The sequence below is a fragment of the Cupriavidus sp. 21MJTG02-4 genome (genome assembly GCF_057798975.1).
The window spans coordinates 228,258-242,304 of sequence record NZ_JBYOJP010000009.1; the positions used below are offsets into that span (position 1 = coordinate 228,258).

Genomic DNA, 14,047 nt, shown 5'->3' on the forward strand with positions numbered 1-14,047 from the left:
AGCCGTTTACCTCCGGCCACCTGCTGCATGTGTTCAGCGTAGGTTTTGGGGCGCTGGTCCTGCAGAAGTGCAGTTCCGAAAGGGACGTCAGAGGATTCCGACAGGAGAACGGCCGCGCGGGCGAATTGCGGGGCAATAGCGGGCGATGGGGACAAGGTCTTCAGCGGGGCAGCATGGCAATGCCATGCCCTGTAAGCAAAAAGCCCGTCCTGGGGAGGACGGGCTTTCTGACATCAGGAGGACAGCGAATCGGTCAGCCGGTTGTTCGGCTCCTCGTCTTCCTCGTCCGGCCAGTTGCGGCCGACCATCCACTCGTACAGCGTAGGCAGCACGATCAGCGTCAGCATGGTGGCGGTGATCAGGCCGCCGATGATGACGATGGCGAGCGGGCGCTGGGTTTCCGAGCCGATGGCGCGCGAGATCGCCATCGGGAACAGGCCCAGCATGGCCAGCAGCGCCGTCATCAGCACCGTGCGCAGCCGGTCCATGGAACCGGTCAGCACGGCCTGGCGCACCGGCATGCCTTCATCGCGCAGCTGGTTGAAGTACGTCACCATCACCACGCCGTTCAGCACGGCCTGCCCGAACAGGGCGATGAAACCGATGGCCGCCGACACCGACAGCGGAATGCCCGTCAGGAACAGCGCGAACACGCCGCCGATCAGCGCGAACGGGATGTTCGAGATGATCAGCGTGGCGCTCTTGAACGACTTGAACGCATTGAACAGCAGCAGGAAGATCACCAGCACCGACAGCGGCACCACGATCGACAGCCGTGCCATGGCGCGTTCCTGGTTCTCGAACTCGCCCGACCAGCTGATCTTGACGTCGTCCGCCTTCACGTTCTTCGCCACCAGCGCCTGCATGTCCTTCACCACGCTACCCATGTCGCGGTCGTGGATGAAGATGCCGATCGAGGTCGTGCGCTGGCCGTTTTCGCGGCTGATGTTCATGGCGCCCGAAGCGGCCCGGAACGTCACCAGCTGCGACAGCGGCACCTGCGCGCCATCGGCGGTCTGCATGAAGATGTTCGGCAGGTTCGGCAGCTCGCGCTCGGACGGCTTCAGGCGCACGGCGACGCTGAAGTGCTTTTCACCTTCCCACAGCTCCGTGGCGGCCTTGCCGGCCAGTGCGGTTTCCATCAGGTCCTGCACATCGGCCACGTTGATGCCGTAGCGCGCGGCCTGGGCGCGGTCGAACTCGAGCACGTACTGCGGCAGTTCGCCGTCACGGTCGATAAAGGCACGCATCACGCCCTTGACCGACTGCACGTTGGCCAGGATCTGGTCGGCGACCTGCTTGTTGTGCTCCAGGCTGTCGCTCTGCACCTTGATGACGATCTGGCCCTTGATCTGCGAGATCGATTCCAGGATGTTGTCACGCACCGGCTGCGAGAAGTTGGGCTCGATGCCGGGCAGCTGGCGCAGGTTGTGGTTGATCTCCTCGATGATCTTGCGCTTGTCGTAGCCGGCGCGCCATTGCTTGTCGTTCTTCAGGTCGACCAGGATTTCCACGGTGTTGATCAGCTTCGGATCGGTGCCGTCGTCGGGGCGGCCGACCTTGGAAATCGTGGTGTTGACTTCCGGCGTCTTGCGGATCACGTTGCGCAGTTTCTGCGCCTGGTCACGGGCCTCGTCGATCGAGACCGAGGCCGGCAGGTCGAAGCTGACCCACATCGAGCCTTCGTCGAGTTCGGGCAGGAATTCGCTGCCCAGGAACTTGCCCACGCCCACGGTCGCCACCAGCAGGCCCAGCGCCACGCCTATCACCATCTTCTTGTGATCAAGCGCCCACGCGAGCATCGGTTCGTACAGCCGCTTGCAGTGGCGCACCACGAAGTTGTCGTCGTGCGCGATGTTCTTCTTCAGCAGCAGGTGGCACAGCAGCGGCACCAGCGTCAGCGAGATGATCAGCGAGCCGATCAGCGCGCCCGTCACGGTATAGGCCATCGGCGCGAAGATCTTCCCTTCGTGCCGCTGCAGCGTGAAGATGGGGATGTGCGCGGCGATGATGATCACCATCGAGAACACGGTCGGCCGGCCCACTTCCGTGGTGGCCTGCAGGATCGCGTAGAGCCGCGCCTTGCTGTCCTGGATCTGCTGTTCCTTGAGCTCGCCCAGGCGCTTGAAGATGTTCTCGACCACGATCACCGCGCCGTCGACGATGATACCGAAGTCCATCGCGCCCAACGACAGCAGGTTGGCCGGAATGCCGACCCAGGTCAGCCCGATGAAGGTCGACAGCAGCGCCAGCGGAATCACCAGCGCCACGATGGCGGCCGCGCGCACGTTGGCCAGGAACAGGTAGAGCACCGCCATCACCAGCAGCGCGCCCTCCACCAGGTTGCCGAACACCGTGTGCAGCGTCTTGTCGATCAGCGTGGAGCGATCGTAGTACGGCACGATCTTCACGCCCTTGGGCAGGATCTGGTCGTCGAGCAGGTCGATCTTCCTCTTGAGCGCGTCGAGCACCAGCGAGGGGTTCTCGCCCTTGCGCATCACCACGATGCCCGAGACGATGTCGTTCTCGTCGTCCTGGCCCATCAGGCCCTGCGGGGGCGCCGAGCCGATCTTCACGTCGGCAATGTCCTTGACCAGGATCGGCGTGCCGTTGTTCTCGGCCACCACCACGTTGGCGATGTCCGCCGAGGTCCGGAAGCTGCCCAGCGAGCGCAGCAGGAACTGCTGGCGGCCATGCGCCACGGCACCGCCGCCGGCGTTGGAGTTGGCGCGCTGCAGTGCCGTGAACAACTGCGACAGCGAGATCTTGGCGTCGCGCATGCGCGCCAGGTTCGGGTTCACCTCGTACTGCTTGGTGGTGCCGCCGATGGTGACCACGTCGGCCACGCCAGGCACCTGCCGCATGTTCTTCTCGACCACCCAGTCCTGCAGCGTGCGCAGTTCCTGCGCCGTATAGCCCTTGCCGGTGAGGCGGAAGCGGTAGATCTCGCCGATCGCCGTCGACAACGGCGCCAGGTCAGGGTGCACGCCGTCCGGCAGGTCCACGCCGCGCAGGCGCTCCAGGATCTGCTGGCGCGCGGTCACGTCGGTGGCCTTGTCGTTGAAGGTCACCATCATGAACGACAGGCCGAACTGCGTGTGCGAGAACACGCGCACCGAGTTGGGCGTGCCCGCCATCGCGGTTTCGATCGGGATGGTCACCTGGCGCTCCACTTCTTCCGCGGCGCGGCCCGGGTAGAGCGTGATGATGTTGACCTGGATGTCGGAGACATCCGGGAATGCCTCGATCGGCAGGTTCTTGAACGCGGCCAGGCCGCCGCCCACGAAGATCAGCAGGCCCAGCCAGACGAACAGCTTCTGGTGCAGGGCAAAATTGACGATACGCGAAATCATCTGGCGGCCGTCCTTATTGCTTGGCCGCAGCGCGCGCCTTGTTGACGGCGGTGGCGTCGCGCAGGATGTCCTGCAGGTACAGGTTGCCCTCGGTCACCACGGTCTCGCCGTCCTTGATGCCGTCGGTCACCTCGGTCACGCCAGGCAGCGACACGCCCAGCTTCACCGGGCGGCGCACGAAGGTGTTGGGCGCCGTGCGCACGAACACATAGTTGTGGTTGTCGGCCAGGAACACGGCCTTGGACGGCACGGCGATGCCCGGGAACGAGGCGGCCTGCAGCCGCGCCGTCACGAACATCTCGGCCTTGAGGCGGCGGTCGGCGTTGGGCACGGCCAGGCGCACCTTGATGCTGCGCGAAGTCGGGTCCACGTAGTCGGCAATCTTCACCACGGTGCCCGGGAACGTCTCGCCCGGATAAGCGGCCGAGAGCAGCTGGACGGTCACGCCGGGCTTGAACAGGCCCAGGTCGGCCTCGCCGGCATCGACCTGTGCCCACAGCGTGGTCGGGTCGGTCACCAGGAACAGCGGCGCGGCAGGCGGCTGGTCGGGACGCAGCTCCATGCCGGGATTGATGTTGCGTTCCACCACCAGACCGTCGATCGGACTGCGCAGGGCAAAGCGGTTGGCACCGTCGCCGGCCCCGCCGCCGTACTGGCGCAAGGCGGCCTGGGTGCGCTGCAGGTCGGCGGCCGAGCGCGCGGCATCGCCCTGGGCCTGTTCCAGGTCCTTCTGGGCGATCACGCCGGCCTCATACAGTTCGCGCTGGCGCGCGAGCGCCTTGGCCGCTACCGAATTGTCGGCGGCAGCCTTGCGCGCATCGGCCTGGGCCACGCCGAAGTCCGTCGAGGTCAGGTTGGCCAGCGGCTGGCCGGCCTTCACCGTGGTACCCGGCTGCACCAGGATTTCCGTCACGCGGCCGGCAAACGGCGTCGACACGCGCACGGTCTTGTCCTCGTTCCACACCAGGCGGCCCGGCAGGGTCAGCATGCGCTGGCCGCCGGTGCGGGCGGCTTCGCCCGCGATGCCCGGCAGCGCCTTCACGCTGGCGGGGAACTGGACGGTCTCGCCGCTCACCTTGGGCTCGTCATCGGGCTTCGGCGCTTCTTCCTTGCCGCAGGCAGCAAGCGCCAGCGCGCACAGGGACAGGGCGGCCACGCGCGCGGGCATGCCGGCGCGGGAAACTCGAAACACTTCGGACAGCAGATTAGGGACGCGGCGCATCGGTACGGACCTGGGAATTCGGGATGGAGCTGACGGGAGTGGTAGTGGACTGCAACGCGGTGCGGTATGCCGACAAGGCCTTGGCGTAGTCGCCCTGTGCATTGGTGGCGTCGAGCCGGGTCTGGCGCAGCGCGCGGCGCGCATCGAGCAGGTCGAGCACGCCGGTTGCGCCCTTGGTATACGCAAACTCGGCGCTTCCCGCGACCGATTCGGCGGCGGGCACGACCGATTCGCGCATCTGCCTGAGCGACAGGCGCGAGGCTTCGAGCTGGTTGCGCAGGCGCTCTACCTCGTTCTGCGCCTCGAGCAGCACGCGGTTGCGGTCGTCGAGTGCAGCGTAGTAGTCGACCTCGGCGCGGCGCGCTTCGCCGCCGTTGCTATGGCGCACGAACAGCGGAATCGAAACAAAGACGCCGTAGCTGTTGCCGCTGCCGTTCATATTGGCCTCGGAAGTCGGCCAGTGCTCGTACTGCGCGCCCACGGTCACGTCGGGCACACGGCCCGCACGGGCCAGGTCACGCGCCGACGCGGCGGCGGCCAGCCGGGCCTCGGCCGCGGTCACGTCCGGGCGGCGCTGCGCGATATCGGGATCGACCGGCGGTGTCGGCTCGTCGAGCGATGGCCAGTCCGGCACCAGGCGGTTGTCGGCCAACGTGCCCGGCACACCCATGGCCTGCGCCAGCTGCGCCTTGTCGCGCATATGGTCGGCCATGGCTTGCCGCATGTCGTTCTGCGCGCGCAGGTTGTCGAGCTGTAGCTTGGTCACGTCCGCGCGCGAGACATCGCCGGCCTTCAGGCGGGTCTCATTGGCCTGTTGCGTGCGGGTATAGAGCGCCACGGTCTCGGTCAGCACCTGGACGCGGTCCTGGCTGACCACGGCATCGTAGAACGCCTGCTCGACCGCGCCGGTCTGCTGCGCGACCACGGCCTGCACGGCCTCGCCGGCCGCTACGCTCGCCTTTTGCGCGGCGTCCTTGCGCAGGTTGCCCTTGTTGGCGGTTTCGACCACCTGGTCGATGCGGAACGTCGAGTCGACGGTCTTGCTGCGCAGGTTGCCCGAGCCGACACCGGCGTGCGGGTTGATATTCTGCACACCCACGCTCAGCACGGGATTCGGCCGCTGCGACGCAATCTGGATGTCCGCCTGGCTCGCTTCCTCGCCGCGGCGCGCCGCGATGATATCGCGATTGCAGCGCAACGCGTCCTGGCGCGCCTGGGCCAGCGTCAGGCTGGCCTTGGGCGGCGGCGGCATGCAGGGCCCATCGGGCGGAAGCGGCTGGCTGGCAGCCTGGGCCAGCGGGGCCGTCAGGCCGGCCACGGCCGCCAGGATGGCGGCGGCAGCAGCTCTTGAAACAGGAAAAGGCACGATTCGGTCTGGCTCGTTCGACAACAGTCAAAGGTAAACGACCGTGCCCGCCAATTGGTGCACCGAACTGACGATATTTCGTCACCTGGCGTGTCCCGGCAGCGTGTTTTCCCGCCGTCTCCCGGTACCGCACACGATCCCAGCCAGCATTCAACCTGAATCGGATTACAAAGCGCTTTCATCCTGACAAAAAAAGCGCTAACTGCGGCGAAAACACCAAATAAAGGGAAAACCCCACTACCCCGAAATGCGAAATGCACCACTTGGGTGCATTTCATTCGAGGTGATGCCTCAGCCCTTGACCCGCTCGTCCAGGCCCAGGCTTCTGCCGATGATTTCTTTCATGATTTCACTACTGCCCGCATAGATCCGCGAGATGCGCGCGTCGGTGTACATGCGGCAGATGCGGTACTCCTCCATGTAGCCGGCGCCGCCATGGAATTGCACGCCCTCGTCCACGACGCGCCCTTGCAACTCGGAGGTCAGCAATTTCGCCGACGCTGCAGTCTCGACGGTCAGCGTTCCGGCATTGTGCTGCAGCACGCACTGGTCGACGAAGGTCTGCAGGGCGTCGAGCTGGGCACGCAGCGTCGCCAGCCGGAAGCGCGAATCCTGGAACGTGCCGATGGCCCGGCCAAACGCCTTGCGCTCCTTCACGTAGTCCAGCGTGATGTCGAACGCCACCTGGGCCGACGCCAGATAGCCACACGCGCCGATCAGCCGCTCCTCGGCCAGGTGGCGTGTCAGGTAGCGGAAGCCCTGGCCGGGCTCGCCCAGCACGTTTGCCTTCGGCACCTTGACGTTGTCGAAGAAGAGTTCGGAGGTGTCCTGCGAATGCAAGCCCATCTTGCGCAGCTTGCGCCCGCGCTCGAAGCCGGGCATGTCGCGCTCGACGATGAACAGGCCCAGCCCGTGGCTGCGTTCCGGGTCGGTGCGCGCCACCACCACTACGTAGTCGGCAAGCTGGCCGTTCGAGATATAGGTCTTGGCGCCGTTGAGCAGCCAGTGGTCGCCCTTGTCCTCCGCACGGGTACGGATGCCGGCCAGATCCGACCCCGTCTGGGGCTCGGTCATGGCAATGGCGAAGATCTTCTCGCCGCGCGCAGCGCCCGGCAGGAAGCGCTGGCGCTGCTCGTCGTTGCCGATGCGCCCGACATAGGGTGCCACCAGCCGCGAATGCAGGGTGCCGAAGAAACCCGTATCGCCATGGCGCGCGTTCTCTTCGATCAGGATCTGCTCGTAACGGAAATCCTCCACGCCGGCGCCGCCGTATTGCTCGTCCGCCCACATCAGCAGGTAGCCCTGCTCGCCGGCCTTGCGGAACACGTCGCGGTCCACGCAGCCCTGCTCGCGCCAGCGCTCGCCGTGCGGACCGACCTCGCGCTGGTAGAAACGGCGCGCGGATTCGCGGAAGCTCTCGTGTTCGGCGTCGAAGATGAGGCGTTGCATGGGGTTGTCTCCTTTCTCGATTTTCTGCTGGCGGAATCGAACCAGTGTCGGCTTTGCGGCCGGCGTCAGGTTCGTCGGAAAGGATGATTTTTCGAGCGCCGGGCGCTGGCGCGGCCGATGCCGAAGACCGCTAGGCTTGCGCGGCCACCTTGCGCGGACGGCCCCCCAACCGGCCATTGCGCCTGGCGGCAGCGGCCTTTTCGGCGCTGGCACTGGCGCCGCCGCGCCGGCCCATATCCGCCGCCATCCACCGCCGCGAGCCAAGAAATCCCTCGAGCAGGGCTGGCAAGTACAGGTCGGCATCGAGCCGCGGGAAATGGATGCCCAGGCCGGAAGGACTGATCTGCGCATCGGCAAGATCTGCAGGCCGCGCATGCTCCAGTCCCTGCACCGCCGCGGGTGGAAAGGCCAGTTCCAGGCCTGAGGACAGCACAATTACCACGCGCCCCACGCGCCGGTCATAGCGCACGGAAAGCACCGCCGGATTCGCGGCCTTTTGTTCAGCGCCGCGTGCGTTGGCTGCGGCGATCTCAGCATCAGTAAGGACCATGGATGGTTCTCCATTCCGTGCACAAGTCAGTCAGTCGGGCGCTCAACCCCGCGATGATCCGCATGAGGTCTCGGGCGCCAAAGTCGTAGTTCTCTCGCAGCGCCGGCGGGCCGGACGGGCAATGCAAGCGGAACACGGCCTCGCATCCCTTTCCGATGACATGAACATGCGCGGGCCGATGATCGTTCGGATAAATGACCACGCGCAGATCGAAAAGCAAAAAGACAGTCGGCATTCGATTGTAGCAAACCTAAACAGTTTGGGTTATTGAATCGATGCCCGATCGTATGTCGATACGCCTGATGCCGCCATGAGACAACAGCGCATTCAATGCAACTTTATTGATATGAAACGGAGATAACTTTCATTACTCAATCCACTCGCCGACGCCGATACTGAATGCATACAAAACATCGACTTGGAGCGGGAAATGGAAGTGGCTTTGTGGATTGCCGGGGCACTCGCCCTGATGGCGCTTGGCGCAACCGTGACCTGCCTGATCGGGATGGCCGTGCCGGAACCGGTATTCGAACGCGCCCAGCAGCATGGCCGCTACGCCGGGCTCGGCGCGGCGACAGACGGGCGCCGGGGTGGTGGCCGACGTATCCGCCGGATGCGCCGGCTGCCCATCCTGCCGGCCGCACACCCAGCTCTACGCCTGGCACCGGTGCGCGCCTGAGCGCTCGGCCGCTTTCAAGACAGGGGAAAATCCCAGCGCTGCGACCAGTCCGATTCTTCACGCACGATATCGTGGAGAATCCGGACCGCGTCATCCAGGGCCTGGTGTCCCGCTGATTCGGCGTGGACCAGGAACACCGGGTACGAGAATTCCGACGCGTCCTCCACGCGTTCGAGCAAGCCGTTGTCCAGGTAGCTCTGCACGACGCGCGTCCGGAAGTACCCGCTGCCGCCGACCTGCAGGATGTACTGCAGCGCCAGCGGACCGAGGTTGAAGTACAGCGACGACCTGGCGTAGCCGGGCAGCGCGCTGTCGTGCTGCCGGCGGAATTCCGGCCCCCAGTCGACATACACATAGGAACCGGCGCGCTGCGTGGAACGGATCAAAATCAGCTTTTCCTCCATCAGCTGTTCCACATGCATGCCGGCGGCGTACTCGGGCTGGTAGACCAGCGCGGCATCCAGCGTGCCCGACTGAAGCTTGCGCTGCAGTTCCGTGCCATCGCCCACTTCGGCGCGCACCGCATGGTCGGGCATCTGCTCGCGCAGGCGCGTGGCCCACAGCAGCACCAGCGGATTGCCCAGGCTGATCTCCGCGCCGAACGTCAGCATGCTGCCCAGCCCGGCGGGCAGCGGCAGGTCACGGCACGCCGCGTCCCACGTCTGCACGAGCTGGCTGGCATAGCCCAGGAAGCGCTGGCCATCGGCGGTCAGCCTGGCACCGGCCTTGTTGCGGTCGAACAGCCTGCTGTTGAGTTGCGATTCCAGGCTCTTGATGCGCGCCGTGACGGCGGTCTGCGTCACATGCAGCTTGTCGGCGGCCGCAAGCAGGCTGCCGGTCCTTACCACCTGGAGGAAAGTGCGGGCAAGTTCGATATCCATGCGAAGCGAAGCGGGCCGGACAGTTGGAAGGGGATGCGCCGCACTGCGGCGTGGGCAACCTTACCATGCTCCCGGCGCGTCGCGGGCGCCGCTTACCTCGTTGGCATGGCAGGCGCAGGCATGGCCGCCGGCATGGCGCGCGCCTGACCGATCGGCAATGGCGATGGCGCCGCTGCGGGCACCTCGACGCGCGTCATGGCGGCGCGCGCCGGGCGCGCCGGCGACATGCCTTCGACCGGATGCAAGGCCTGTCCGTTGTCGTAGCCGGTGGCCACGGACTCCAGGTACCCCTGCGGAAACTTCTGTTCCGGCGTGACGGCCGATGGCGTGGGCAACGTGCCCTGTGCCAGCGCCACGCTGTTGGCGCAAAGCCCCAGCACGCGCAGCAGGATCATGGCGCGCCTTGCCTGGCGCAGTACGGTACGGGCGCCCGGCGGCTCGCCTCGGGCTTCGGAAGGGGTCGTCATCACGGTTCTCCAGGGGGAGCCATCGCTCCGGTTGGGACATCGAGCACGGAGACCGCGCTCGACGCTCAATCCGCAATGACCATGCCACGCACCGGACCGCGCGCGCGGCCTGCATTGCGCCACTTGCCTGAGCCGAAAGAACGAACGGCGCCAACAGGCGCCGTTTGCGGTGTTGGCCGCAGGCCAACCATCGGTATGGGATCGCGCTAAGGGCTGCGCACTGCCCTACACAGGCTTGACCGCCCAGGCCAGCACCGCTGGCATGGGCACGACAAAGTCATTGCCTTTCATGTAGGTGGCCACCGTGCCGCGCAGCACGGCGCGGATCTCGTCGCGCGCCTTGGGGCTTTGCGCGCGCAACGTGGCCGCGGCGCGCACCGTGCCTTGCGCCAGGGCGTCAAAGAGCTGGTCCGGCGTGGAGAAGCGCCACTGCTGCGGCACCTGGCGGCACGCCGCGCCCGTAAAGCCGGCGGCCTGCAAGGCGCCGATGCATTGCGACGGATCGCTGAACTGGAAGAAGTTGGGACCGGCCGGCAGGCCCACGTCCATCGAACCATAGGCCCGGATCGCGGCGTACACCGCGCCGAAGCCGATGGCGCGCTCCGGCGTGTCCCACACCGTGAAGCCGATGCGCCCGCCGGGACGCAGCACGCGAAAGGCTTCGCGCAGGGCCTGGTCGGGATCGGTCAGGTGGCACATGCCGAAGCCGTTGACCACGGCGTCGAAGCTGCCGCCGTCGAACGGCAGGTCCTGGGCATCGGCCTGCTCGAAATGCAGGCCCGGATGGGTCTGGCGCGCCAGCTCCACCTGGGCGGCCGAGAAATCAATGCCGACCGTGTCGGCGCCGCGACGCGACGCTGCCGCCGCGACGTAGCCCGCGCCGCTGGCCACGTCCAGCACGCGCTGGCCGCCGGCGACCTGGGCACTGTCCAGCAAGGCGTCGACCGATTGCGTGGTGACGACCGTGAGCTGCTCGTGGTAGCGGCTGACCACGCCGGGATCTTCCCAGCCGGCCAGCTCGAAATCACGGAAACTCTCCCCCTTGTGATCCATTGCACCCTCCCTTGGCGAAAAGTCGCTGCGGGGCGCTGGACTGCCGCCCGTTCAGGCGACGCGTGCCCTCCGGGCGCGTCGTCGCCAGACAAGCGAAGTATAGTCACCACGGGCGCGGTGGCCAGTCCGGGCTTGCAAGCCATCCCATGCGGAAGGCCACAGCGGCGGCAATGGCGCTTCCGAAAGGAGCGTCAGTGCGCTCCACTCACGCGCCACACGGTGTTGCCGACATCGTCCGCAACCAGCAGGCCGCCGCGCTTGTCGATGGCGACACCGACCGGGCGGCCCTGCGCATCGCCATTCGCGTCGAGGAAGCCGCTCAGCACGTCGAACGGCGCGCCGTTGGGACGGCCGTTGTCGAACGGTACGAAGATCACCTTGTAGCCGGCGAGCGGCTTGCGGTTCCACGAGCCGTGCTGGCTCACGAACATGCCGTGCTGGAACCGCGCCGGCAGGCTGCTGCCAGTCGCCGCGGTCATGCCCAGCGACGCCGTGTGGGCGCCTACCGCGTAGTCCGGCACGATGGCCTTGGCGACCATGTCCGGCGCCGCGGGCTTGACGCGCGTATCGACATGCTGGCCGTAGTAGCTGTAGGGCCAGCCATAGAAGCCACCGTCGCGGACCGAGGTGATGTAGTCCGGCACCAGGTCGCTGCCGATCTCGTCGCGCTCGTTGACCGAGGTCCAGAGCGCGCCGGTCGTCGGCTCCCACGCCATGCCACTGGGATTGCGCAGGCCGCTCGCGAACACGCGGTGCTGCCCGGTCGCGCGGTCGACTTCCCAGATGGCCGCGCGTCCCGCTTCCTTGTCGATGCCGTTCTCGCCCGCATTGCTGTTCGAACCCACGGTCACATACAGCTTGCTGCCATCAGGGCTGGCAATGATGTTCTTGGTCCAGTGGTGGTTGATCGGACCGTCGGGCAGGTCCACCAGCTTCTGCCCGGGCGCCGTGATGCTGGTCTGCCCCGGCTGGTACGGAAAGCGCAGCACGGCATCGGCATCGGCCACGTAGAAGTCGTTGCCCACCAGCACCATGCCGTAGGGCGAGTGCAGGTCCTTCAGGAACACCGTGCGAACGTCGGCCACGCCGTCGCCATCGGTGTCGCGCAGCAGCGTGATGCGGTTGGCACTGGGCGTACCTGCGCCCGCGCGTGCCTGCACCTTCTTCATGATCCAGCCGCGAATGCCCTTGTAGTCGTCGGGCTTGGGCGGTGCGTTGGTTTCGGCGACCAGTACGTCGCCGTTGGGTAGCACGTAGACCCAGCGCGGGTGGTCGAGCTTGCCGGCGAAGGCCACCACGGACAGGCCTTCGGCGGCCGTCGGCCTGGCGCCATCGGCCCAGCCTTTCGGCGGTGCGATATGGATGGTCGGAATCAGGGTCTTGTCCGGTGCCGGCAATTGCGGCGTGGGACCGAAGCCGGCTTCCGAAGGCAGCTTCGCCGATTCACCGCAGCCGGCCAGGCCCATGGCAAGCGCCAGCGCCGCAATGGCGCTCGCACGTGAATGCAAGACGGGGTGGCGTGGCTGCGGCATGATGGCACCTCCGGTCAAAGCAGGCCTTGCCTTGACTATAGGTGCGCACCAGGACCACCTCTGTCAGTGCAGGCGAAGCGCGCTGTAGGAGATTGCCCGACACGCGCGCGGCCGCAGCGCGTGCATCGGCTGCGCCATCAACCGCGATGCGGCGTATCGAGTCCCTTGATCACGGCCGGGCGGGCCACGAAAGCTTCGAGCGCGCGCGTCACGTGCGGGAAATCGGCAATGCCGACCAGGTCGCCGGCCTCGTAAAAACCGAGCAGGTTGCGCACCCACGGGAAGGTGGCGATGTCGGCAATGGTGTAGTCCTGGCCCATGATCCACGGCCGGTCGGCCAGCCGCTGGTTCAGCACGTTGAGCAATCGGCGGCTTTCGGCCACGTAGCGGTCGCGCGGGCGCTTGTCCTCGTAATCCTTGCCGGCAAAGCGGTTGAAGAAGCCTACCTGGCCGAACATCGGGCCGATGCCGCCCATCTGGAACATCACCCACTGGATGGTCTCGTACCGGCCGGCGGCATCGGCGGGCATGAGCTTGCCGGACTTGTCGGCCAGGTACAGCAGGATGGCGCCCGACTCCCACAACGGCAACGGCTTGCCGCCCGGCCCGTGGGGATCGATGATGGCCGGGATCTTGTTGTTGGGATTGAGCGAAAGAAACTCCGGCGACAACTGGTCGTTGTGGTCGAAGCGCACCAGGTGCGGCTCGTAGGGCAGCCCGGTTTCTTCCAGCATGGTCGACACTTTCACGCCGTTGGGCGTGGGCAGCGAATAGAGCTGGATGCGGTCAGGATGCTGCGCTGGCCATTTGCGGGTGATGGGGAATGCGGACAGATCGGACACGTAATCTCCTGGCGACAGGCGCCGCCGCATAGCGGCAGCGCTTAAAGCCCGATGATAAACCGCCCCTGCCGCTCGCGTAGCTTGGCGCGGTGGCGTCGTACAGGAAGCAGGATTTCAACGGCCGCATCGACCCCGTCGAGCTGTCGCACAACCACACCAATAACCAATAACCAATAACCAATAGCCAATAGCCAATAACCAATACCGGCCCGCTCGCTCTGGAAATGCGCGCCGGCACAGACGGCAACTTCACCGAAGCGTTAGAGAAAAATCAGGGGAAGAAAACGGGAATCCGGCAGAAGGCCGAAAAGAGTGCGAAGCGGGAAGGCGGAAAAACGGAGTGGTGCCCATGGGCAGGATCGAACTGCCGACCTCTCCCTTACCAAGGGAGTGCTCTACCACTGAGCCACATGGGCGACGTCCGGTGCTGGGCACTGGAGCGGGAGACGAGTCTCGAACTCGCGACCTCAACCTTGGCAAGGTTGCGCTCTACCAACTGAGCTACTCCCGCGTTGCTTGGCTCCCCGACCTGGGCTCGAACCAGGGACCTACGGATTAACAGTCCGGCGCTCTACCGACTGAGCTATCGGGGAACAACGCTTCCTCGTTGAGAGGAGGCCGGATTGTACAACGGCCGACAGGCAAGGTGTCAA

The 14,047-nt window shown here is 66.0% G+C and carries 12 protein-coding genes and 3 tRNA genes; 1 reads left to right on the forward strand and 14 read right to left on the reverse strand.

Annotated elements, in window-relative coordinates; translation table 11 throughout:
• Positions 1-233: 233 nt before the first annotated feature.
• The 6 genes from AC3FKH_RS19610 to AC3FKH_RS19635 all read right to left on the reverse strand — a co-directional run bounded on the left by AC3FKH_RS19610 (position 234) and on the right by AC3FKH_RS19635 (position 8,175).
• On the reverse strand, positions 234-3,353 hold the full coding sequence (locus AC3FKH_RS19610) for an efflux RND transporter permease subunit (RefSeq protein WP_488677482.1): 3,120 nt from the start codon (positions 3,351-3,353) through the stop codon (positions 234-236).
• A gap of 13 nt (positions 3,354-3,366) precedes the next feature.
• The gene (locus tag AC3FKH_RS19615; protein ID WP_488677483.1) at positions 3,367-4,575 is read right to left on the reverse strand and encodes an efflux RND transporter periplasmic adaptor subunit; all 1,209 of its coding nucleotides are present in this window, start codon (positions 4,573-4,575) and stop codon (positions 3,367-3,369) included.
• On the reverse strand, positions 4,559-5,827 hold the full coding sequence (locus AC3FKH_RS19620) for a TolC family protein (RefSeq protein WP_488677522.1): 1,269 nt from the start codon (positions 5,825-5,827) through the stop codon (positions 4,559-4,561). Before AC3FKH_RS19620 ends, AC3FKH_RS19615 begins: the two co-directional genes overlap by 17 nt.
• Positions 5,828-6,232: 405 nt before the next feature.
• On the reverse strand, positions 6,233-7,390 hold the full coding sequence (locus AC3FKH_RS19625) for an acyl-CoA dehydrogenase family protein (protein ID WP_488677484.1): 1,158 nt from the start codon (positions 7,388-7,390) through the stop codon (positions 6,233-6,235).
• Between the two features lie 130 nt (positions 7,391-7,520).
• On the reverse strand, positions 7,521-7,940 hold the full coding sequence (locus tag AC3FKH_RS19630; protein ID WP_488677485.1) for a DUF2442 domain-containing protein: 420 nt from the start codon (positions 7,938-7,940) through the stop codon (positions 7,521-7,523).
• Positions 7,927-8,175, reverse strand: coding sequence for a DUF4160 domain-containing protein (locus AC3FKH_RS19635; RefSeq protein WP_488677486.1), 249 nt, complete (start codon positions 8,173-8,175; stop codon positions 7,927-7,929). The genes AC3FKH_RS19630 and AC3FKH_RS19635 overlap by 14 nt, the downstream gene beginning before the upstream one ends.
• 195 nt (positions 8,176-8,370) lie before the next feature.
• Between AC3FKH_RS19635 and AC3FKH_RS19640 the strand changes: the two genes are divergently transcribed.
• Positions 8,371-8,619 carry a hypothetical protein gene (locus tag AC3FKH_RS19640; RefSeq protein ID WP_488677487.1) on the forward strand — a complete coding sequence of 83 codons (249 nt, stop codon included), beginning with the start codon at positions 8,371-8,373 and terminating at the stop codon, positions 8,617-8,619.
• 14 nt (positions 8,620-8,633) lie between these two features.
• On the opposite strand, the gene AC3FKH_RS19645 is transcribed toward AC3FKH_RS19640, so the two are convergent.
• From AC3FKH_RS19645 to AC3FKH_RS19680, 8 genes are all read right to left on the reverse strand, one after another.
• A complete protein-coding gene (locus AC3FKH_RS19645; protein WP_488677488.1) occupies positions 8,634-9,500 on the reverse strand; it encodes a LysR family transcriptional regulator in 867 nt (288 codons plus the stop codon).
• A gap of 92 nt (positions 9,501-9,592) precedes the next feature.
• On the reverse strand, positions 9,593-9,967 hold the full coding sequence (locus AC3FKH_RS19650; protein WP_488677489.1) for a hypothetical protein: 375 nt from the start codon (positions 9,965-9,967) through the stop codon (positions 9,593-9,595).
• Positions 9,968-10,192: 225 nt separating this feature from the next.
• A complete protein-coding gene (locus AC3FKH_RS19655) occupies positions 10,193-11,020 on the reverse strand; it encodes a class I SAM-dependent methyltransferase (RefSeq protein ID WP_488677490.1) in 828 nt (275 codons plus the stop codon).
• Positions 11,021-11,211: 191 nt separating this feature from the next.
• The gene (locus tag AC3FKH_RS19660; protein ID WP_488677491.1) at positions 11,212-12,552 is read right to left on the reverse strand and encodes a PQQ-dependent sugar dehydrogenase; all 1,341 of its coding nucleotides are present in this window, start codon (positions 12,550-12,552) and stop codon (positions 11,212-11,214) included.
• A 137-nt stretch (positions 12,553-12,689) separates the two neighbouring features.
• Positions 12,690-13,394, reverse strand: a complete 705-nt coding sequence (locus AC3FKH_RS19665; protein ID WP_488677492.1) for a glutathione S-transferase N-terminal domain-containing protein — start codon at positions 13,392-13,394, stop codon at positions 12,690-12,692.
• A 341-nt stretch (positions 13,395-13,735) separates the two neighbouring features.
• Positions 13,736-13,810: transfer RNA gene (locus AC3FKH_RS19670), tRNA-Thr, on the reverse strand.
• A gap of 19 nt (positions 13,811-13,829) precedes the next feature.
• Positions 13,830-13,905, reverse strand: a tRNA-Gly gene (locus AC3FKH_RS19675).
• Positions 13,906-13,911: 6 nt separating this feature from the next.
• Positions 13,912-13,987: transfer RNA gene (locus AC3FKH_RS19680), tRNA-Asn, on the reverse strand.
• Between the last annotated feature and the right edge of the window lie 60 nt (positions 13,988-14,047).

Excerpts from the sequence above, each read along its gene's own strand:
- AC3FKH_RS19610 (WP_488677482.1), bottom strand. The coding sequence starts at position 3,353 with ATGATTTCGCGTATCGTCAATTTTGCCCTGCACCAGAAGCTGTTCGTC.
- AC3FKH_RS19660 (WP_488677491.1), bottom strand. The coding sequence starts at position 12,552 with ATGCCGCAGCCACGCCACCCCGTCTTGCATTCACGTGCGAGCGCCATT.
- AC3FKH_RS19630 (WP_488677485.1), bottom strand. The coding sequence starts at position 7,940 with ATGGTCCTTACTGATGCTGAGATCGCCGCAGCCAACGCACGCGGCGCT.
- AC3FKH_RS19635 (WP_488677486.1), bottom strand. The coding sequence starts at position 8,175 with ATGCCGACTGTCTTTTTGCTTTTCGATCTGCGCGTGGTCATTTATCCG.
- AC3FKH_RS19620 (WP_488677522.1), bottom strand. The coding sequence starts at position 5,827 with ATGCCGCCGCCGCCCAAGGCCAGCCTGACGCTGGCCCAGGCGCGCCAG.
- AC3FKH_RS19650 (WP_488677489.1), bottom strand. The coding sequence starts at position 9,967 with ATGACGACCCCTTCCGAAGCCCGAGGCGAGCCGCCGGGCGCCCGTACC.
- AC3FKH_RS19615 (WP_488677483.1), bottom strand. The coding sequence starts at position 4,575 with ATGCGCCGCGTCCCTAATCTGCTGTCCGAAGTGTTTCGAGTTTCCCGC.
- AC3FKH_RS19640 (WP_488677487.1), top strand. The coding sequence starts at position 8,371 with ATGGAAGTGGCTTTGTGGATTGCCGGGGCACTCGCCCTGATGGCGCTT.
- AC3FKH_RS19655 (WP_488677490.1), bottom strand. The coding sequence starts at position 11,020 with ATGGATCACAAGGGGGAGAGTTTCCGTGATTTCGAGCTGGCCGGCTGG.
- AC3FKH_RS19625 (WP_488677484.1), bottom strand. The coding sequence starts at position 7,390 with ATGCAACGCCTCATCTTCGACGCCGAACACGAGAGCTTCCGCGAATCC.
- AC3FKH_RS19645 (WP_488677488.1), bottom strand. The coding sequence starts at position 9,500 with ATGGATATCGAACTTGCCCGCACTTTCCTCCAGGTGGTAAGGACCGGC.